Annotated in this window: 20 protein-coding genes; 8 read left to right on the plus strand and 12 right to left on the minus strand. The window is 46.6% G+C overall.

Annotated elements, in window-relative coordinates:
* The first annotated feature begins 243 nt into the window (after window positions 1–243).
* The gene (gene acs, locus D3H65_RS24885) at window positions 244–2,160 is read left to right on the plus strand and encodes an acetate--CoA ligase (RefSeq protein WP_119054651.1); all 1,917 of its coding nucleotides are present in this window, start codon (window positions 244–246) and stop codon (window positions 2,158–2,160) included.
* Window positions 2,161–2,414: 254 nt separating this feature from the next.
* Entirely contained in the window at window positions 2,415–3,359 is a 945-nt protein-coding gene (locus D3H65_RS24890) for an alpha/beta hydrolase (protein WP_119052899.1), read from the plus strand.
* Window positions 3,360–3,408: 49 nt separating this feature from the next.
* On the opposite strand, the gene D3H65_RS24895 is transcribed toward D3H65_RS24890, so the two are convergent.
* Window positions 3,409–3,966 (minus strand): L,D-transpeptidase family protein, encoded by a 558-nt coding sequence (locus D3H65_RS24895; RefSeq protein WP_119054652.1) that lies wholly within the window; start codon window positions 3,964–3,966, stop codon window positions 3,409–3,411.
* Window positions 3,967–4,304: 338 nt separating this feature from the next.
* Between D3H65_RS24895 and D3H65_RS24900 the strand changes: the two genes are divergently transcribed.
* On the plus strand, window positions 4,305–4,748 hold the full coding sequence (locus D3H65_RS24900; RefSeq protein WP_119052900.1) for a DMT family transporter: 444 nt from the start codon (window positions 4,305–4,307) through the stop codon (window positions 4,746–4,748).
* A gap of 66 nt (window positions 4,749–4,814) precedes the next feature.
* Here D3H65_RS24900 and D3H65_RS24905 read toward each other — a convergent pair whose 3' ends face one another.
* The 4 genes from D3H65_RS24905 to D3H65_RS24920 all read right to left on the minus strand — a co-directional run bounded on the left by D3H65_RS24905 (window position 4,815) and on the right by D3H65_RS24920 (window position 7,737).
* The gene (locus D3H65_RS24905; protein WP_119052901.1) at window positions 4,815–5,648 is read right to left on the minus strand and encodes an outer membrane beta-barrel protein; all 834 of its coding nucleotides are present in this window, start codon (window positions 5,646–5,648) and stop codon (window positions 4,815–4,817) included.
* Window positions 5,649–5,676: 28 nt separating this feature from the next.
* Window positions 5,677–6,882, minus strand: coding sequence for a hypothetical protein (locus D3H65_RS24910; RefSeq protein ID WP_119052902.1), 1,206 nt, complete (start codon window positions 6,880–6,882; stop codon window positions 5,677–5,679).
* 1 nt (window position 6,883) lies between these two features.
* Entirely contained in the window at window positions 6,884–7,369 is a 486-nt protein-coding gene (locus D3H65_RS24915) for an RNA polymerase sigma factor (protein WP_119052903.1), read from the minus strand.
* Window positions 7,370–7,530: 161 nt separating this feature from the next.
* Window positions 7,531–7,737: a hypothetical protein gene (locus D3H65_RS24920; RefSeq protein WP_162915807.1), complete on the minus strand. Its 207-nt coding sequence runs from the start codon at window positions 7,735–7,737 to the stop codon at window positions 7,531–7,533.
* 646 nt (window positions 7,738–8,383) lie between these two features.
* On the opposite strand from D3H65_RS24920, the gene kbl reads away from it, so the two are divergent.
* On the plus strand, window positions 8,384–9,571 hold the full coding sequence (gene kbl / locus D3H65_RS24925; RefSeq protein WP_119052905.1) for a glycine C-acetyltransferase: 1,188 nt from the start codon (window positions 8,384–8,386) through the stop codon (window positions 9,569–9,571).
* Between the two features lie 116 nt (window positions 9,572–9,687).
* On the opposite strand, the gene D3H65_RS24930 is transcribed toward kbl, so the two are convergent.
* Window positions 9,688–10,068, minus strand: a complete 381-nt coding sequence (locus D3H65_RS24930) for a RidA family protein (RefSeq protein ID WP_119052906.1) — start codon at window positions 10,066–10,068, stop codon at window positions 9,688–9,690.
* A 162-nt stretch (window positions 10,069–10,230) separates the two neighbouring features.
* On the opposite strand from D3H65_RS24930, the gene D3H65_RS24935 reads away from it, so the two are divergent.
* The 4 genes from D3H65_RS24935 (at window position 10,231) to D3H65_RS24950 (ending at window position 13,622) form a co-directional block, all read left to right on the plus strand.
* Window positions 10,231–10,875 (plus strand): 3-hydroxyacyl-CoA dehydrogenase family protein, encoded by a 645-nt coding sequence (locus D3H65_RS24935; RefSeq protein WP_119052907.1) that lies wholly within the window; start codon window positions 10,231–10,233, stop codon window positions 10,873–10,875.
* Window positions 10,876–10,972: 97 nt separating this feature from the next.
* A complete protein-coding gene (tsaB, locus tag D3H65_RS24940) occupies window positions 10,973–11,671 on the plus strand; it encodes a tRNA (adenosine(37)-N6)-threonylcarbamoyltransferase complex dimerization subunit type 1 TsaB (RefSeq protein ID WP_119052908.1) in 699 nt (232 codons plus the stop codon).
* 103 nt (window positions 11,672–11,774) lie between these two features.
* Window positions 11,775–12,122: an ArsR/SmtB family transcription factor gene (locus D3H65_RS24945; RefSeq protein ID WP_119052909.1), complete on the plus strand. Its 348-nt coding sequence runs from the start codon at window positions 11,775–11,777 to the stop codon at window positions 12,120–12,122.
* Between the two features lie 93 nt (window positions 12,123–12,215).
* Window positions 12,216–13,622: an MBL fold metallo-hydrolase gene (locus tag D3H65_RS24950; protein ID WP_119052910.1), complete on the plus strand. Its 1,407-nt coding sequence runs from the start codon at window positions 12,216–12,218 to the stop codon at window positions 13,620–13,622.
* Window positions 13,623–13,687: 65 nt separating this feature from the next.
* Here D3H65_RS24950 and D3H65_RS24955 read toward each other — a convergent pair whose 3' ends face one another.
* The 6 genes from D3H65_RS24955 to D3H65_RS24980 all read right to left on the minus strand — a co-directional run bounded on the left by D3H65_RS24955 (window position 13,688) and on the right by D3H65_RS24980 (window position 18,274).
* A complete protein-coding gene (locus D3H65_RS24955; RefSeq protein ID WP_119052911.1) occupies window positions 13,688–14,350 on the minus strand; it encodes a response regulator transcription factor in 663 nt (220 codons plus the stop codon).
* Window positions 14,351–14,361: 11 nt separating this feature from the next.
* The gene (locus tag D3H65_RS24960) at window positions 14,362–15,015 is read right to left on the minus strand and encodes a sensor histidine kinase (protein WP_119052912.1); all 654 of its coding nucleotides are present in this window, start codon (window positions 15,013–15,015) and stop codon (window positions 14,362–14,364) included.
* 180 nt (window positions 15,016–15,195) lie between these two features.
* Window positions 15,196–16,011, minus strand: a complete 816-nt coding sequence (locus D3H65_RS24965; RefSeq protein WP_119052913.1) for a sensor histidine kinase — start codon at window positions 16,009–16,011, stop codon at window positions 15,196–15,198.
* Window positions 15,987–16,658 carry a hypothetical protein gene (locus tag D3H65_RS24970; RefSeq protein WP_119052914.1) on the minus strand — a complete coding sequence of 224 codons (672 nt, stop codon included), beginning with the start codon at window positions 16,656–16,658 and terminating at the stop codon, window positions 15,987–15,989. The genes D3H65_RS24965 and D3H65_RS24970 overlap by 25 nt, the downstream gene beginning before the upstream one ends.
* Before the next feature lie 14 nt (window positions 16,659–16,672).
* On the minus strand, window positions 16,673–17,179 hold the full coding sequence (locus tag D3H65_RS24975; protein WP_119052915.1) for a hypothetical protein: 507 nt from the start codon (window positions 17,177–17,179) through the stop codon (window positions 16,673–16,675).
* A 195-nt stretch (window positions 17,180–17,374) separates the two neighbouring features.
* Window positions 17,375–18,274 (minus strand): lysophospholipid acyltransferase family protein, encoded by a 900-nt coding sequence (locus D3H65_RS24980; protein ID WP_119052916.1) that lies wholly within the window; start codon window positions 18,272–18,274, stop codon window positions 17,375–17,377.
* Window positions 18,275–18,337: the final 63 nt, after the last annotated feature.

Raw genomic sequence — 18,337 nt, forward strand, 5'->3', positions numbered from 1 at the left:
CCGCACGATGAAGCAAGTTTTGAGATTGTGTAACCAAGACAATATAGGATAACTGATGCACAGCATAGTCTATCAATCTGCGGGAGTTTGTTATAAGATCATCAATTTTTTCCCGTACACCTCCCCTTTATGGCAGTAAGTGGCAACGTTGCCGTAAATAATTTTCAAATTTTCGATTCCTCCCATTTTCAAATTCAAACTGTTGTATTTTTAAGGCCCAAAAACAAGGAAAACGATCAGTCTATGTCATATCCCTACCAGATCAGGTCAGCAGAGCAGTACCAGGCAGCATATAAAAAGAGTGTGGATCATCCCGAAGAATTCTGGAGTGATGTAGCATCTCATTTTCAGTGGCGCAAGCCCTGGGATAAGGTATTGGAATGGGATTTCAAGAAACCCACGATCAAATGGTTCAGCGGAGCCAAGTTGAATATTACGGAGAATTGTATCGACCGTCACCTGGAGAAGCTGGGCAATAAGCCGGCCATCATCTGGGAGCCTAACGATCCTGAAGAATACCATCGTGTACTCACTTACCGTGAGCTCTACAATAAAGTGGTGCAGTTTGCCAACGTGCTTAAGAATAACGGTATTCGAAAGGGTGACCGTGTTTGTATCTATATGGGTATGGTGCCCGAGCTGGCGATTGCTGTATTGGCCTGCGCCCGCATAGGGGCTATCCACTCGGTGGTATTTGGCGGATTCAGCGCTCAAAGTATCGCGGACCGTTTGCAGGATGCAAAAGCGGAGTTTGTAATCACTTGCGATGGTGCTTACCGGGGTAATAAAGAGATCCCTTTAAAGGGCGTGATCGATGATGCGCTGGTGCAATGTCCTTTTGTAAAGCGGGTGATCGTATTGACGCGTACACGCACGGCGGTTTCTATGATCAAGGGGCGTGATGTGTGGTGGGAAGATGAAATAAAGAAAGTGGAAACACAAGGTAATCCGGACTGTGCGGCGGAAGAGATGGACGCGGAAGATATGCTGTTTATATTGTATACTTCGGGCTCTACGGGCAAACCCAAGGGAGTAGTACATACCTGTGGGGGATACATGGTGTATACCAATTATTCTTTTGTGAATGTATTCCAGTACCAGCCTGGTGAGGTGTTTTTCTGCACGGCGGATATTGGCTGGATCACTGGTCACAGCTATATCGTATACGGTCCTTTGAGTGCGGGCGCTACCAGCCTGTTGTTTGAAGGCGTACCTACCTGGCCCGATGCAGGCCGCTTTTGGGATGTGGTTGACAAACATAAAGTGAATACGCTGTATACAGCGCCCACTGCTATCCGCAGCTTGATGGGCTTTGGTCTGGGGCCTGTGGAGAAGCATGATCTCAGCTCACTGAAGGTATTGGGTACAGTAGGTGAGCCCATCAACGAAGAAGCCTGGCATTGGTATGATGAACATATCGGTAAGAAGAAATGCCCCATTGTAGATACCTGGTGGCAAACGGAAACAGGTGGCATCCTTATTTCCAATATGGCGGGTATTACACCCGGCATACCCTCTTTTGCTACTTTACCGCTTCCCGGTGTGCAGCCCATACTGGTGGATGAGAACGGGAAAGAAGTGGAAGGCAATGGGGTGAGTGGCAACCTCTGTATCAAATTCCCCTGGCCTGGTATGTTGCGTACCACCTATGGAGATCATGAGCGCTGCCGCCAGAATTATTTTGCTACTTACGACAACCTGTATTTTACTGGTGACGGTTGCCTGCGCGATGAGAACGGTAATTATCGTATAACCGGCCGGGTAGATGATGTGTTGAATGTGAGCGGCCACCGTATTGGCACGGCGGAAGTGGAGAATGCGATCAACATGCATACGGGTGTAGTGGAAAGTGCGGTAGTGGGTTATCCCCATGATATCAAAGGACAGGGCATTTATGCTTATGTAATTTACCAGGGCAGCAGTGATCACGATGATAAATTGGTACGCCAGGATATAGCACAAACGGTGGCGCGTATCATTGGGGCGATTGCCAAGCCCGATAAGATTCAGTTTGTAAGTGGCCTTCCCAAGACAAGAAGTGGTAAGATCATGCGGAGAATACTACGTAAAATTGCAGAGGGGGAAACTGATAAATTAGGCGACACTTCTACCCTTTTGGACCCTTCAGTAGTGGAAGAGATCAAGAACGGAAAATTATAGGGCAGTACATATAAAAGAAAACCCCATGGCTGGAGTGAATATGGGGTTTTCATAGAGACGGAAACATTGGCCGTTTTCTGATTACCAATGTTATATGGATTGTTCTATCTCCCAAAGTTAATTGGGTCTTTCAAGGATAGGATCTGCACGCTATTTAGGAGCGATATTCATGCCAGATTCATGGAGAAAAGGAGCACGAGGATAACCCATTTCAGGCGATCAAAACAGCGTCTGTAAAACTACTAAACCCACTCATGAGACTATTACGAAGGGCATTGCGGGTACTGGCCGTCCTGATCGTGCTGCTCAATATCATGGCTATCTTTCATGCCTGCCGCTTCACTTACTTCTACGATGATAAAGACACTGTTGTAAAAAAGCCCGAGCAAATGACTGGCTGGGATAAAACAAAAGTGATCTTGTTTGGCCTGCAATATCCCAAGTCGGTCAACGATATCCTCCCCAACATTCCTTTTGATACGCTTTCCTTATTGACCGCCGATCACCTGCGCCTGCGGGGCTGGTATATACCCAAAGACAGCGCCAAAGGAACGGTGATCTTGTTCCATGGGCATGGATCATCCAGCGGGAAAATATTGGATGAAGCTTATTATATGCACAGTCTTGGGTTCAATACGTTGTTGATGGATTTCAGGGCGCATGGCAATAGTGAAGGGAATGTATCGACGATTGGTTACCGGGAAGCGGCTGATGTGAAAGCTGCCTATGACTATATACGCGCCAAAGGGGAGAAAAATATTGTGTTGTGGGGTGTATCGCTGGGGGCGGCCACCATTACGCGGGCTATTGCTGTCTATGATGTGAAGCCTGAGAAGGTGATCCTTGAATTGTCGTATGGTACTTTATCGGCGGCTGCCAAAGGCAGGATACGCACGATGGGTTTACCGGAGCAACCCATTGCAGCCTTACTTACCTTCTGGGGTGGTACGGTAAGGGGATTCTGGGCCTTTGGTCTCAATCCGGAGGAGTATGCTAAAAAGATAAACTGCCCGGTGCTGGTGCAGCATGGCGCCCTGGACGCACGGGTAACAAGGACAGAATCTGAAACTATCTTCGACAATATACCGTATAAGGGTAAAAAGCTGGTAGTTTATGAAACAGCCAAACATGAATCCCTCTGTAAAAAGGAGCCAAAAAAATGGAAACGGGAAATAAAGTCTTTCTTACTGAATAATTGAACCAGGGGATGCTTCCCCGGCTCACCCACCCGCATTCAAAGCCCACGGGTTAGCGACGCACGATTACTTTGGTGCCTATTGGTAAATAGGCTTCCAGTTCGTCGAGGTCATCATTCTTAACGGCTATGCAGCCATTGGTCCAATTGGTGAAATCGTCTACCACCAGGTTGTCATTGGGCCAGGTGCCATGGATGGCAATGCCGCCACCAATTTTGGCATTTTTGGGAATCAGGCCTTTGGCTTTACGTTGGTTGAATTTGGCAATGCTTTCGGGATTGGGGTAATCCAGCATCAGCATTTTATGCCATTTCTCGTGAGGTCTTTTAGAAATGATCTTAAAGGTACCTTCAGGTGTCTTACGATCGCCCTCCACCATTTTATCGTTGAGGTCTTTATTGCCAAATACTACGGGGTAGGTGGCATACCAGCCTTCCTCATCATAGACCTGCAGTTCATAGTCTGATTTGTCTACAATGATGTATACAGTACCCGTAGGCTCATTACCACTAAAGAATCTTTTCTTGATCACCCTTGTTTCGATGGTTTTAAAGGCGGCTAAGCCGGCAACGGATACAAGGAGCAGCGCGACGAAATGTTGGCGTTTCATGGTTACCATGGTTTTGCGTAGAGACCAGGCGATGGGTAAGCTTTTAATGAATAATGTTTTTAACAGGATCACCTCCTACAGAACGTATGAGGAAATAAAAATATTTTTCATGGGGATAAGTTTTAACACGGTACACAGACAATAAGGGATATTCAAAGTGCTCCGTGGAAAATTATAAGCAATTTTTCTGCCATTTCTGGTTAAGCGATTGTTGCGACTGTTATATTTTATGCCGGACCGGGGCGGATGTCCCCGCACTCCAGATTGCTGCCTCTTTGACCCTTAATTGTAATTTTCCGTGATATTCATGAACTTGCTGACTTAAATTAAAACTGTACATGAAACTGCTTTTCTATATACTGCCTGTATTGGCCGGTGTGGCGATGACTGTTCAATCGGGGATCAATGCCCAGCTCAGGGCAGCTATCAGTCATCCAATACTGGCGGCATTTATTTCTTTTCTGGGGGGCACGCTGGTGCTGGCGCTGATGTTATTGTTTTCCAAACAAACCATTCCGGCTTTATCGGCCTATAGTGATATTAGTTGGTATAAGTTTACCGGGGGCCTGCTGGGTGTATTTGTGGTAACGGTAGTGTTAGTGTCGGTCATGGAGATCGGGGCGGCGAATATGTTTGTGCTCATTATTGCGGGGCAGTTATTCACGGCCTTGCTGATGGACCATTTTGGGATTTTGGGGATGAAGCCAAGTCCGATCACTTTGCAGAAGATGATCGGCATTGTGTGTTTGATTGTGGGAGCTTACCTGGTGAACAGGAAATAAAAAATCGCTGAGGTGAACCTGGTTGTTCATCCTCAGCGATCGTACTTTCATGGCTGTACATTGGCTCTACCAGCTGCTGATCCTGATACCTACACTGTAGGGGGTGAGGTCCAATCCACGTTCGAAGATGCTTTCAGAAGCATAAGAACCGTATAATTTTACAGGGCCTAATCCCAGCTCGGCTAAATACTGGAGCTTCCAGGGGCGGAGGTCAAAATCATCACGCTTTTTACGTTTGCCATCTGCATCGGTGATGGTTTTCTGGCGGCTGGCATACAGGTAGCCTGCACTGGCGCCAAACGCCAGGCTAAATCCTCTTTCACGCTGAGGGGTAAAGTTGAACTCCAGCAACATGGGCACGGTCACATACTCGGCCACCAGTTTATTCTTGCTGTACTTGGTGGCAAGGTCCATGATCACGGTAGTACGGGGCTCGGTGAGGAACTTAACGGGCTCTTTGAAGCGGTAGTTGTTCATGTCGATGCCGAGGCCGTATTTCAGGTTTACCGCATGCTTAATGAGGTTGAGGCGCTGCATGAAGAACCAGATATTGACATTCGAAGATTTTACGGCTTTCAGTTTAAACCAGTCTTCATTTGATAGCGGTGCAAAAGCCTGTGCTTCGAGACTGCTATAGTTGGTCTTGTCATTGAAATTGGTGAAGCCCAGGTCGAGGATCAGCCAATTGGTGCTGATGTTGGAGGGCTTGTATTTACGGCGGTAGACACGGGTCCTTTCGCGGTCATTGTCTTCTTTGGCGCTTCCGCCGCCTGAGCGCACGATGATCATCTTACCTATCCGGATTGTATCGCTTTTGGGTTGCTGGGTGGTGGTATCTGTTTGAGCCATTGCTGAACATGCCATACCTATTCCCGCCAGGAGGGTTAACATCCTTTTCATACTTCTAAATTTACTTGTGTAATGGAGATTATTTTAACGCGAATTCAAAACTTGCTATACGGATGCTTGATTTTTCATGGTCCGTATCGGCATTGGTTGCTTTGTCAAAAACACGGGACACCTTCCGGAAGAAGCCACGCATTCTGTTTTTCTTATTATCAGGTTCAGTTGGATAGTAAGGTTCATCTTGATAGTCGGGTTTTGAAACAGGGTTGAGCGTTGCCATGCTTGCATTGATGTTCTTTTCTATTTCATGCGCTGTTAACCCGGTAGGAGTTGTAATAAGCTTGTTTGTTTCTCCTACAGTGCTTGCTGTTAAAGGCTTGTTCGTTTTTTCTTTATCCAGATCTGTCCGTACAGCCATCTTCTTCTCTTCTTCTTGTGGTACGTTTATCACCTCTGGAATGTTACGGGGAGCCTCAATATTTTTTCTTTCTTTCTTGTTAACGGTTGCGAAGCCTGTTGTTTTGTTGTCTTTAACAGGAACTGGTACTACCCGTGCAGGTTGATCAATATTCTTCTTGTCTTCCTTATTGGTCGCTAAATCAGGTGTAGGTGCCGTTGTCTGGTCGGGTGCAATTACTTTATCAGTAGTAGCGGCAATGTTCTGTTGAGTTTGTTCCTTGATGGCAGGTGTTGGTTGTTTTACCTGTGGGGCCTCAGTGTTTTTGGCAACATTCTTTTCTCCGCCTGGTTGTACCTTACCTCCATCTTTGGTGAGGGTATACCAGGTGGTTGCTCCCACAAACAAGAGTACAACAGCTGCGGCAGCGATTTTCCACCAGCGCATTCTTACAACAGGTGCTTTGTCTTCTTCTTCGCTGCGGTATAAAGTGTATTTATCTGCAAATACAATGGAGGTATCGGGCATCAGGCGCACCTGCTGGAATAATTCGAAGCTGGCCTGGTGCTGTGGGTTCCTGTATACAAATTGTTCTACCTGGTCTTTTTGTTCGTTGGTGAGCTCATCATCAGCATAGAGTACAAAATATTCTTCGCAATTGGTTTCATTAACGGGGTTGGGCGCCGAAGTGGTTCTTAGCAATAATTCTTTGTTCATGAACACGACGGGCTCATTGGCCGGCAGGATGGATTGCTGCAACATGACCAGCTCAGTGCGCAGGTCAGGATTTTCTTCCACGAAAGCTTCCACGGCTTTGCGCTGTACAATGCTTAGTTCATTGTCGACATACAGCAGGAAGAATTCTTCGTAATTATGGCGTGTGATGTTCATGCTATAACACATTTTCAGGGCTGACCAAATAGTTTTTTAACTGCACGCGGGCACGGTGTAAATACACTTTCACCTGGCTTTCCTTCAATCCCGTGATCTCTCCAATTTCTGTGTAAGAGTAACCTTCATAATCTTTCAGCAATACCAGTGAGCGTTGGGTTTCGTTGAGTTGCGCCAGCGCCATTTCCAGCACTTTTCGGGTGTTGTGCATGGGCCGGTCGTAAACTTTGGCATCATCGCGAAACTCATCTTTCAGGCTCACTCTTTTTGCTTTGCGCAGGTGATCGACCATCTGGTGGTAGGCTACGGTAAACAAATAACTCTTGCATTTGGTACCGTCTACATCGGCCCGGTTGATCCACATTTTCTCGAATGCCGTTTGTACCACATCCCTTGCATCCTCCTCATGGCGGAGGTTTTTCAGGATGAACCGGTACACGTTATCCGCATACTCTGTGACACATTGGTTGTACTCTTTTTCAGTCATAAGCTAAGTCCTGTCTCATTAATGTGCTTGTAAGGCTGTCTATTAGTTATACGTGGAAGGGTGTTTAAATGTTACAGCACCCCTATTCTTTTTGCCTTAAAAAGTAAAAAGAGGCTTTCGGGGCCTCTTTTCTATCATAAAATTCTGATAATCAAGGTTGATTAATGAGCTGTAACCATTACTGCCCGGTTGAGCGCCTCCAGGATCATGAATTCGCCCTGGGCCTTGGGCTTTTCGCACTGGTCCTTTGATTCACTGCATACACCGTCTTCAGTTGTTTTGCCTGCCCGGCTGGCGGCAAATACCAATATGCCGGCTGTAATTATCAGCAGCATAATAAAAGCCCGTAAATAGGATTTGCGAATCATAAGCGAGGCCATTTGATCTATAAGACGAAGTTATAGCCAAAATGTTACAGGAATGGTAAAGAAATCTGAAAATTGGCTGCTTTAGGCGGATTACCGGCAAAAAATACCCAATACCCGCTGGACGTATTTGACCCTTTCCAGACTATTATAGCAATGCCGTTGAATTCTTGAGAAATGTTCCGACTGTAGAGAGGGTTATATTTGGACCGGCGCATACATAGGTCATATTTTAAGTAAAATATATGCAAATACGAGTTAAAGAGGCTTTAAACACGCCCAATATCCGTCTTTTGTCCGAGTTTGGTCCCTGTTTGGTCCGGGTTTGGTCCCTGTTTGAAAGGGTCAAGTCCAGCAATCGATATTTTTAAGTTGCCGTACAGAATCTCCAGCCTTTTTTCAAGGGGAATAGTAGGACGGGATCAGGTAATCCATTGATAATGTATGGGTAATCTACGGAAGATCCCCGGGTGATCTTCTCTCAAGGTTCTCTGTAGCTTCTCTGAACGTTCTCTGTAGGTTCTCTGTAGCTCGGGCCGTATTTTTGTTTTTTATAATGTGTGGTTGTGCGACAGGGCTTTAGAAAATTTCAAATGAGCAGTATCCCAAATTGCTATTTTTGTGCCCTTATCTAAAAAACGCTCTTTCCATGAATGAAAATTTAGTCAAGAGGCTGGCTACTGAACTTGAAGAAATCAAGACTGCCGGATTGTATAAAACAGAACGCATTATTGAATCTCCGCAGGGAGCTGAAATAGTAGTGAACGGTAAGAAGGTGTTGAATTTCTGTGCGAATAATTACCTGGGGCTGTCCTCTCATCCCAAGGTGGTGGAGGCTGCCAAGAAAGCCATTGACCATCGTGGCTATGGCATGAGTAGTGTGCGGTTTATTTGCGGTACGCAGGATATTCACAAGGAGCTGGAGGCTAAGATCTCCCAATTCCTGGGTACGGAAGATACGATCCTGTATGCAGCGGCTTTTGATGCCAATGGTGGTGTGTTTGAACCCTTGTACAATGAGCAGGATGCGCTTATTTCGGATGAGCTGAACCATGCTTCCATTATTGATGGGGTGCGTTTGTGTAAAGCACAGCGTTACCGGTACAAGCACAACAATATGGAAGACCTGGAAGCGCAGCTGAAGGCAGCACAGGCGCAGCGTAGCCGTATTATTATCACGGATGGTTCATTCAGCATGGATGGTACGATTGCGCAGCTGGATAAAATTGTGGAGCTGGCAGAGAAGTATGATGCGGCTATTATGATCGATGAATGTCATTCCAGTGGTTTCCTGGGTAAAACGGGTCGTGGTACGCATGAGTACCGTGGTGTGATGGGAAAGATCGACATCATTACGGGTACGTTGGGTAAGGCGCTGGGCGGTGCTTCGGGTGGATTTACCAGCGGACGCAAAGAAGTGATCGAGATATTGCGTCAGCGCTCCAGGCCTTATTTGTTTTCGAATACGCTGGCGCCCAGTATTGTGGGGGCATCGATCGCGGTGCTGGACCTGCTGACAGAAACCACTGAATTAAGGGACAAACTGGAATACAATACGAAGTATTTCCGCAGCAAGATGACGGAAGCGGGCTTCGATATCAAACCGGGTGATCACCCGATTGTGCCCATTATGTTGTATGATGCCGTGATAGCGCAGAACTTTGCGGCCAAATTGCTGGAAGAAGGTATTTATGTAATTGGTTTCTTCTTCCCGGTGGTGGCTAAAGGTTTGGCGAGGATCCGCGTGCAGTTGAGTGCGGGTCATGAGCAGCAGCACCTGGATAAAGCGATTGCCGCTTTTACGAAGATTGGAAAGGAATTGGGGGTGTTGAAGTAGGGAGGAGAATATAGGATACAGAATTTAGAATACAGAAGGCCGAAAAGCCGGGATCATGTTGCTGAGATATAGCAAGCTTCCGGTCTTTCGGCCTTCTTATTATATAGTGTTTCCTCTTACTTTCCTGCGATCACGCTGATCTCGACATTTACGTTCTTGGGCAGTCCTTTTACGGCTACGGTTTCGCGGGCGGGAAAATTGCTTTGGAAATATTTGCCGTATACTTCATTCACGGTAGCAAAAAAGGCCATATCGCTGAGGAAAATGGTGGTCTTGACTATGTGGCTGAAATCCATACCAGCTTCTGCCAGTACAGCTTTGAGGTTGTGCATTACCTGGTGTGTTTCACCAAAAATATCAGTTGCGTCGATATTGCCGGTGGCAGGGTTAATGGCTATCTGACCGGACACGAATAACAAGCCGCCCAATTGAACAGCCTGGTTGTAGGGGCCAATAGGGGCCGGTGCATTGCTGGTATTGATAATCTTTTTTTCCATGGGCCAAAAATACAGGAAGTTTTGGGTTTGGGATTTCGGGTTTAGTGTTTCGAGTTTTGGGTTTCGTGTTTCGGGCGTGGAAAAGCTACTATTTGCCTGGATGTATTGTGGGCGGCGATTGCGGAATGCCGATTAGGGCTTACTTTGCGTAAATTTTTTGCCATGACCATTGCCATACTGGCCGATGAGGTGTTGAAAGCTGAGTGGCTTGCCAGGGAAGCACCGGCAGGAGTGGAGTATGTGTGGGCCGATTCGCTGCGTTCGCTGTTGATGATCGAAGCAGACGCTTATTTCGACCTGCTGTATACAGCCGATCCGGAAAGGATAGCCAGGGTGAAACCAGTGAATGGCAAACCTTTGTTTGTGAATGCTGTACCCTGGACCGGGAAAGTGACTGGTACAAAGGTGATAAGGATCAATGGCTGGCCTACTTTGTTACGCAGACCTGTAATAGAAATTGCGCTAACTGATGCAGGGCAGCAAGCTGCTGTCGAAAGTGTTTTCGGTGTTTTGCAATGGCGTTACCAGCTGGTGCCGGATATTGGTGGTATGGTTACGCCGCGGGTGTTGGCCATGATCATCAATGAAGCCTATTACACATTGGGAGCAGATGTAAGTACGAGGGCCGAAATCGATACAGCGATGAAATTGGGTACTAATTATCCGATGGGGCCATTTGAGTGGAGTGCGGCCATTGGCCTGGAAAATATCGCGGCATTGTTGAAGGAGTTGAGTCGTACAGATGAACGCTATGCGCTGGCGCCAGCCCTGGAACAGGAGCTTGCGGCGGGTGAAGGTCATCCATGATGGGCTGCCGATGGCGGGAAAAGAAATCTTTTTGATCGGATCGTATGCATTTAATAGCCATCTGGCATCATAATACATTGATTATTCGTTTTTAACAATGGGGTTGATACTGAATATAGACACAGCTACGCAAAACGCCAGCATTTGCCTTGCTGCCAATGGTGAATGTATTGCGACTATGGTAAACCGTGAACAAAAGGACCATGCGGGATGGGTGCAGGCCGCTATTGCGCAACTGATGCGGGAAGCGGGTTATACCATGCAACAGCTGGAAGCAGTGGCAGTTACGGAGGGGCCGGGTTCCTATACAGGGCTGCGTGTGGGGCTGGCCACGGCTAAGGGACTGTGCTATGCACTTCATATTCCGTTGATTACAGAGAGTACATTAAAAGTGATCGCTTATGCAACGCGGGGGGCTATGGGATTGTCATCCGGCCAATCTCCTCTGGTACCCACCTTATTATGTCCTATGATCGATGCCCGCAGGATGGAAGTATTTACCGCCGTCTATAGTATGGATTTGGAGGTAGTTATTCCGGGTGGTGCACGTGTTTTAGACAATAATTCTTTTAACAAAGAGTTAGAGAATAATCGTTTAATTTTCTGTGGAAATGCTATTGGTAAGTGGAAACCCCTATGTAACCATTCAAATGCAACGTTTTATGAGGGAGAAGAGTATTCCGCAGCTGACCTTGGAAAGCTAGCTGAACAAAGGTTTGAGCGGAAAATGTGGGCAGACCTGGCCTATGCGGAGCCCGCTTATCTCAAGGAATTCTACTCTCATATAAAAAATTAAACTAAGTGAAACTTTTATAGACCTTTAATTCACATAGTATTTTTTTTCTTGTAAATTTGGCACTCGCTTATCCTATTAAATTTTTAAAAGCTCTGATGTGCACATGAACGTAACAAGCAACTACTCCATGGTGCTGAATGCAGACGGCGTACATGGGGATTCCGTAAAGGTTGACTTCCTAAACCTGAAAAAGGCCGCAATGATCCTGCGGGCGCTCAACCACAAGTTGCGCCAGCAAATTCTAAAGCTCATAGATGAGCAAAAGCGCCTCACCGTCACTGAAATCTATGTGCGGCTCAGACTTGAACAGTCTGTAGCATCACAACATCTTGCGATTCTTCGCAGGGCTGGGATTGTAAAAACAGAGCGGGATGGCAAGTTCATCTATTATTCTGTGAATAGTGCCCGAGTGGCGCATATCATGGAGTGCGTAGAAGATCTGAATAGCTGATCAGCCGGTTTAACCTTTTGATAATCTGCTTATAAAGCAGGACATGGAACCCCATGTTCTGCTTTTTGCTTTTTAAGAATTAACTTTGCATCCATGTTTATAAAGCAATTATACACTGGCTGTTTGAGTGAAGCAGCCTATTACATTGAAAGTAAAGGTGAAGCAGTGATCATTGACCCCTTGCGGGATATTGCTGGTTACCTGGAACTGGCGAAGGAAAGAAACAGTTCGATCAAATATATCTTTGAAACGCACTTTCATGCGGACTTTGTAAGTGGCCACCTCGATCTGCAAAAAGCTACGGGGGCGCCCATTGTATACGGTCCGGCTACGGAAACGAATTTTCCGATCCACCTGGCAACAGATGGTGAACAGTTTAAGTTAGGAGACCTTACGATCGAAGTGTTGCATACACCGGGTCATACCCTGGAGTCTACCTGTTACCTGTTGCGCGATGAAAATAATGCTCCCTATGCCTTGTTTACGGGTGATACGCTGTTTGTAGGTGATGTGGGCAGGCCCGATCTGAGCAGCGGCAATCTTAGCAAGGAAGAACTCGCTTCTATGTTGTACGATTCCCTACAGCAAAAAATAGCTACCCTGCCCGATGAGGTGATCGTATATCCTGCGCATGGCGCCGGCAGCAGCTGTGGCAAGAACCTGGGGCCCGAGACGCATAGCACCATCGGTGAGCAGAAGCAAACGAATTATGCCTTACAACCACAAACACGCGAAGACTTTATCAAGGCAGTAACGGATGGATTGGCATTACCCCCTCAGTATTTTCCTATCAATGCGCGGATCAATAAAGAAGGTTACGATAGCCTGGAAGGCATTTTAAACAAAGGCCTGACTCCTTTGTCTGTAGCTGCGTTCAAAGAATGGAAGAACCAGGAAGATGTGATCGTATTGGATACGCGTAAAGCCGCTGATTTTACGCAGCAGTTTGTACCGGGCTCTATCTTCATTGGCCTGGAAGGTCGTTTTGCAGAATGGGCAGGCAGTCTGTTGCCTTTCGATAAACCCATTGTATTGGTTACGGAAGCAGGGCAGGAAGAAGAAAGTGTGGTGCGCCTGGCGCGGGTGGGCTTTTCGCAAATGCAGGGTTACCTGCAAGGTGGAGTAGAAGCCTGGAAAGCCGCTGGTGAGCAGATTGACCTGATCATTGATGTGGAAGCGGACGAACTGGCGATGGATATTCCTTTTGATAAGAACCTGGTGGTGATCGATGTGCGCCGGGAAACAGAGTTTGGCGATGGCCATATAGCCGGTGCTGTGAACATGCCACTGAATGAAATGACGGATCCTGGTGTGATGGCGAATATAACGGAAACACAAAACCTGTATGTGCATTGCGCCGGTGGTTATCGCAGCGTGATCGCTTCTTCATTGCTGAAACGCCAGGGCATCCATAACCTGCACAATGTGCTGGGAGGCTGGGGTGCGATCAAAGAGCAAAAGGGGATTGAAGTAGCGAAGGAGAACAGTGTGTTGAATTAAGAAAGAGCAACGTTCAATAATTTTTATAAAGAGGCCAGCTTTTGAGCTGGCCTTTTGTATTAATGTCAGATCTGTACAATACCATTCTTGATAGCATACAACACCAGCCCTACCCTTGTTTTGGCGCTTAACTTGTCAAATAAGGCATCGCGGTAACCATCAATGGTGCGGGGGCTCAGGTGCATCTTGTCGGCAATCTCCCGGTAGGTAAGTTCTGTACAGGCGAGTTTCAGGAATTCTATTTCACGATCATTGAGGGAAATGAGTGGCTTGATGCTGTGATTATCGTCTTCGAGGTTGTTGAGAGCATGGATCATTTTACCGGTCACCATTTCGGAATAATAATATCCTTTACTGATCACGGAGTCCAGGGCGCACTTGAATTCTTTGGGTTCTGTTTCTTTGAGTATATAACCGCGGGCGCCATTCTTCAACATCCGGATAATAGATTGTTCATTGTCATACATAGAAAGTGCCAGTACCCGCACATCGGGATGATGTTGTTTTAACCAGATGGTTGTTTCGAAACCATCCATATCGGGCATGTTGATATCCATGAGCACAAGATCGGGTACGGTACTGTTCTTCAACTGGTCGATAAAATGCCTGCCGTTGTTTGCTTCCAGCAATACGGAATAGCCGTCAAAATTCTTGACCATGCTGGCCAATCCATTGCGTAATAAAACATGGTCATCAATAAGCGCTACCCTGGTTTTGTTCTCTTGCATATAATGCAGGTTTAGTGATTTGAAAATGGAAAGGTGATATGAATAGCTGTTTCATTCTTTGCGGGGTGATCTACCTGCAGGCTGGCGCCAATAAGGGCCGACCGGCACTGGATCAGCTCCCATTGCTCGTTCGACTGATTAGCTGGTTGTACATTTCCCTGCTGCATCTCTTTATTTAGTATGCTGATCAGCAAAACATCTTCAGGGCATTGTATTTGGATAGCTATGACAGATGTGCTGCTGTGTTCAATGAAATAACGGATAGCCTCCTGTACGATCCGGAACAGCATCAGCTCTGTTTCTTTATTCAATATCCCCATACTGCCCGCTATGGTCAATAGCGGATCCGCTGCCCTTTCTTTAGGCATAAAACCAAGTTCATAGCTTATCGATTTAAACAAGCCCACCCGGCTGATATGGTTGGCATCGAGATGCCTGGCCAGGTTGCGCAAGTCTTTGATCGCCTTACCTATTAATTGGTTGCTGTTAAACGTTTTCTGAGCTACTTCTTCAGGCTTTGAAAAATCGAGGGTACCTAAATGTAATTTAGCCAGACTCAGTATTTGGCCAATATTATCATGAATTTCCTGTACGATATTCTTTAGTGCCTGCTCTTGTATCTCAAGCTTCGTTTTGATAATCTCATGTTCGTGTATGATCCCCATTGTGTTTCATTTGATACGAAGACGCATTATGTAATTTACTGAATTGGCTACAGGTTTGACGTATGTCATACAAAAACCGTGTTTTGCGGAGCCAAATACGAGAAAAACACCTTTGTCATAAAAGGCTGAAATACGCGCAGTTGCAATGTGCCGGATGATTCCGGACAGGTGGATGGGCGGTTAGCTTGTCCCGGCATGATGGATAGAAAGGGGCAGGTGCAGGGTGACTGTAGTACCGATTCCCAGTGTGCTGGCAATGGAAAAATGAGCGCCAATAAGCTGGGCCCGTTTGTGCAGGTTGCGGATGCCCAATCCAAATTTGGTGTTCTCGCCGGCATTCAGGGGGGTAAGGTCAAACCCGGTGCCGTTATCATTCACGGCAATGCTGAAGGTGTCTGGCTTATAGGTGAGCAGTATCAGGATGGTACTGGCTTTCGCATGTTTGATGATGTTATTGATCACTTCCTGCACCATACGAAAGATGATCAGCTCTTTTTGCGCTTCGAGCTTAACCGGTAGCCCCTCTGTTTTCAGGCTGGTGGTATAGGCGCCGCTTTTGCGGATCATTTCGAGTTCATAACTGATGGCCTGCAGCAGACCCATCTCCGATACATAGTCGGTATTGAGGCTTCTGGATATATCCCGCAGGTCCTGGATGGCCTTCCCGATCAGGCCTTTGGAATCATCCATTTTCTGTTGCAGCTGATCAAGCTGGTTGATATCCATGGTGCCGAGGTTGAGCTTGGCCAGACTTAACACCTGCCCTATATTGTCGTGTATTTCCTGTGAAATGGTTTGTAGGGTTTGTTCCTGGATCTCCAGCTGAGACTCCAGCAGGATCTGCTGGAAGCCGGTTTGTAAGTCGGCCCTTTCCTTCATATACCGTTGGTGGCGTTTCTGGTAGAGAAAGGTGAATATAACAATAGCAGAGATGATCAGCAACACAAACAAGGTGCTGACAACAATAACGATTATATCTGCTGAGAACGTTTGCATCTGAATCCGATTGAAAACAGGATACACATCATTGCAAATATAATATTATGCACTAACCATAACATACTGAACTTAGAGTTATTCACCTGCGACAGTAGTTTGTAGCTGGAAACAATAAAAAAGCTGCCCCCGTAATAGAGGAAGAAGCCGGTTGTAAACCAGAAAGAGCGGGTAGCGGTAATATTTTCTATCTCAGGATTGTTCAATTTGGAATAATAGTACATGGAGGTATAAATGCAGATCAGCAGGGAGACAAGGCTGGCGCTGCGGCTATTGTATGCTTCCGGATCTTCCTGCCAGATAATTGCCAGGATAAGCAAAATAAAGATCAGGAAGTAAGTGTACAGGATGTACAACCGCTTCTTATCCAGGTAAGGCTTCCATTTGGCAAAGTAATACAGGGAAATGATCACAAAGGAAGCAAAGCTGTTGATCTGGTAGAGAAACAGGTTGTTGGGATTGGGTTTTACCAGTAGCATGATCAACTTGCCCCAGGTATTCAGGGCCAACTGTGTGCATAAATATACAAGGATATAAAAGTGCTCCCCCAGCTTCCTTTCTTTCCTGTAACAGGCAAAGAGCAGGGCTGCCAGGGGAGCTGCAATATCCAGGTAGGGAATGACTTTGTATAAAATATGTAGGATCAAACCGTTGGATATATTTAAGCTGTTTTCCGCATCGTATTAACAGAACCGGAAGCAGTAGCCGTAAAATGGGTGGCTTTTATAGCAGGCAATTTTACAGTTCTGTTCGCTTTCAGGCAGGTTAAAGATATAAAAGGTTCCATTCCATCCTCGTTATTTTCTGCGTCGAGGTGTACCAAAAACTGATTGGTGTTTTCCATTACCAATTCATTTTGTACTACCAGGGGCAACAGGTCGGCCTGCGATACAGAAAATTGAGGCGTTACTGCCAGCATACTGCGGTCGGTATCGCCGGGAGGTGGATCTTCTTGCCAGCCTGGAGGTGTAGGGCATCCCTTTTCGCCTGGAATGCCCAGCATGGGTTCGTTGCCACTGTAGGCTTCTGCGAAAACATACATGTATGCTTCCGTTTTCCGGGGTTTCACCAGGTTGATCAGGGAGAATACGACTTTGTCGCATCCCGGTGTGTTAATGAGATTCAATAGCAGGTCGCGGTTAAACGCGTACGTCAGTGAAGTAGCCATAGGTTGAAAATTTACTTTGAAATAATAAAGTTGCTACTTCGAAGATAGGGGCGCACGTAGGCTTGAAAGAGCGGATAAAACACTGTTTCTCCGGCCTTTAAACACCTGATCAAATAGTGGTAAACACGGTGAGGCCACCAGCTTTTCACCCTTGGCTATATAGGTGTAATGTCGTTAGGAATTCCAGGCGGTGCTTTAGGATGGTGGCTGGTCCTGACCTATCCAGAGTTTGCTATAGGAGGCATTCCAGGGGTGTTTCCATCTTCTATGGCTCCAGAGCCACATGTCGGGATGCTGGCGGATGGCTTTTTCAAGAAAGCTGATGTAGCGGCGGGTAAGTTCGCCTTCGGGCAACTCGTGTGGGTTTTCGGCGCCTACTTCCAGGTAAGCGCGGTAATAACCCCGTTTTACTTTATATATCTGTACAAATACAACCGGTATGTTCCCTACTCTGGCCCCGCTTTCGGGTCCTTTAACAAAGGGAGTAGGACGGCCAAAAAAGTTGAGCCAATAGGCTTTGTTCACATCGCCCGGGGCCTGGTCGGCTACCAGGGCCAGCATGTATTGGGTGTGGCGGTAAGGAACAATGGCGTTGCGCATGTTGGTAGCGGGTAGCATCACCGATCCGGTCCTGGTACGCAAATGCTGGAACAGCCGTTCCATGGCCTTATTCTTAAGGGGCATATACACCACCATGAAAGAATAGGAGGTATAAAAGGGCATCACGGCATTGGCAATTTCCCAATTGAAATTATGCCCCAGGTGCAACTGGCATTTGCGACCGGACTGGTATAAAGCGGTGAAAGGATCGCTATCCAGCACAAAGCGTTTGGTGATGAATTTTTTTCCGGCCGATAACAACTTTAAGGTTTCAATGAAGTTGTCTACAAAGTTGCGGTAAAACCTTTTGGCAATGGTCTTACGTTCCTTTTCCGACTTCTCTGGAAAGGCTATGCGTAAATTGTCCAGTACTACTTTTTTCCGGTAGCCGAATACATACCAGGTCATGGCCGCCAGGAAGTCCGATAGCAGGTACAGTACCTGCAAGGGTAGCAGGGACAACAGGTAAAACGGAATGTAAACGAGGTAGTACATGGTTTAATACACAATATGTAATACCGGTTATAACAGGTCAGGGGGGAAATAGTTGGCGTGAAA

The sequence above is a fragment of the Paraflavitalea soli genome, from assembly GCF_003555545.1.
Lineage (GTDB): Bacteria > Bacteroidota > Bacteroidia > Chitinophagales > Chitinophagaceae > Paraflavitalea > Paraflavitalea soli.

Coding starts and splice junctions, on each gene's coding strand:
- D3H65_RS24950 (WP_119052910.1), top strand. CDS start 12,216: ATGTTTATAAAGCAATTATACACTGGCTGTTTGAGTGAAGCAGCCTAT.
- tsaB (WP_119052908.1), top strand. CDS start 10,973: ATGGGGTTGATACTGAATATAGACACAGCTACGCAAAACGCCAGCATT.
- D3H65_RS24905 (WP_119052901.1), bottom strand. CDS start 5,648: ATGAAAAGGATGTTAACCCTCCTGGCGGGAATAGGTATGGCATGTTCA.
- D3H65_RS24935 (WP_119052907.1), top strand. CDS start 10,231: ATGACCATTGCCATACTGGCCGATGAGGTGTTGAAAGCTGAGTGGCTT.
- D3H65_RS24900 (WP_119052900.1), top strand. CDS start 4,305: ATGAAACTGCTTTTCTATATACTGCCTGTATTGGCCGGTGTGGCGATG.
- D3H65_RS24945 (WP_119052909.1), top strand. CDS start 11,775: ATGAACGTAACAAGCAACTACTCCATGGTGCTGAATGCAGACGGCGTA.
- D3H65_RS24910 (WP_119052902.1), bottom strand. CDS start 6,882: ATGAACATCACACGCCATAATTACGAAGAATTCTTCCTGCTGTATGTC.
- D3H65_RS24965 (WP_119052913.1), bottom strand. CDS start 16,011: ATGCAAACGTTCTCAGCAGATATAATCGTTATTGTTGTCAGCACCTTG.
- D3H65_RS24960 (WP_119052912.1), bottom strand. CDS start 15,015: ATGGGGATCATACACGAACATGAGATTATCAAAACGAAGCTTGAGATA.
- D3H65_RS24915 (WP_119052903.1), bottom strand. CDS start 7,369: ATGACTGAAAAAGAGTACAACCAATGTGTCACAGAGTATGCGGATAAC.
- D3H65_RS24895 (WP_119054652.1), bottom strand. CDS start 3,966: ATGAAACGCCAACATTTCGTCGCGCTGCTCCTTGTATCCGTTGCCGGC.
- D3H65_RS24975 (WP_119052915.1), bottom strand. CDS start 17,179: ATGGCTACTTCACTGACGTACGCGTTTAACCGCGACCTGCTATTGAAT.
- acs (WP_119054651.1), top strand. CDS start 244: ATGTCATATCCCTACCAGATCAGGTCAGCAGAGCAGTACCAGGCAGCA.
- D3H65_RS24955 (WP_119052911.1), bottom strand. CDS start 14,350: ATGCAAGAGAACAAAACCAGGGTAGCGCTTATTGATGACCATGTTTTA.
- D3H65_RS24890 (WP_119052899.1), top strand. CDS start 2,415: ATGAGACTATTACGAAGGGCATTGCGGGTACTGGCCGTCCTGATCGTG.
- kbl (WP_119052905.1), top strand. CDS start 8,384: ATGAATGAAAATTTAGTCAAGAGGCTGGCTACTGAACTTGAAGAAATC.
- D3H65_RS24930 (WP_119052906.1), bottom strand. CDS start 10,068: ATGGAAAAAAAGATTATCAATACCAGCAATGCACCGGCCCCTATTGGC.
- D3H65_RS24980 (WP_119052916.1), bottom strand. CDS start 18,274: ATGTACTACCTCGTTTACATTCCGTTTTACCTGTTGTCCCTGCTACCC.
- D3H65_RS24920 (WP_162915807.1), bottom strand. CDS start 7,737: ATGATTCGCAAATCCTATTTACGGGCTTTTATTATGCTGCTGATAATT.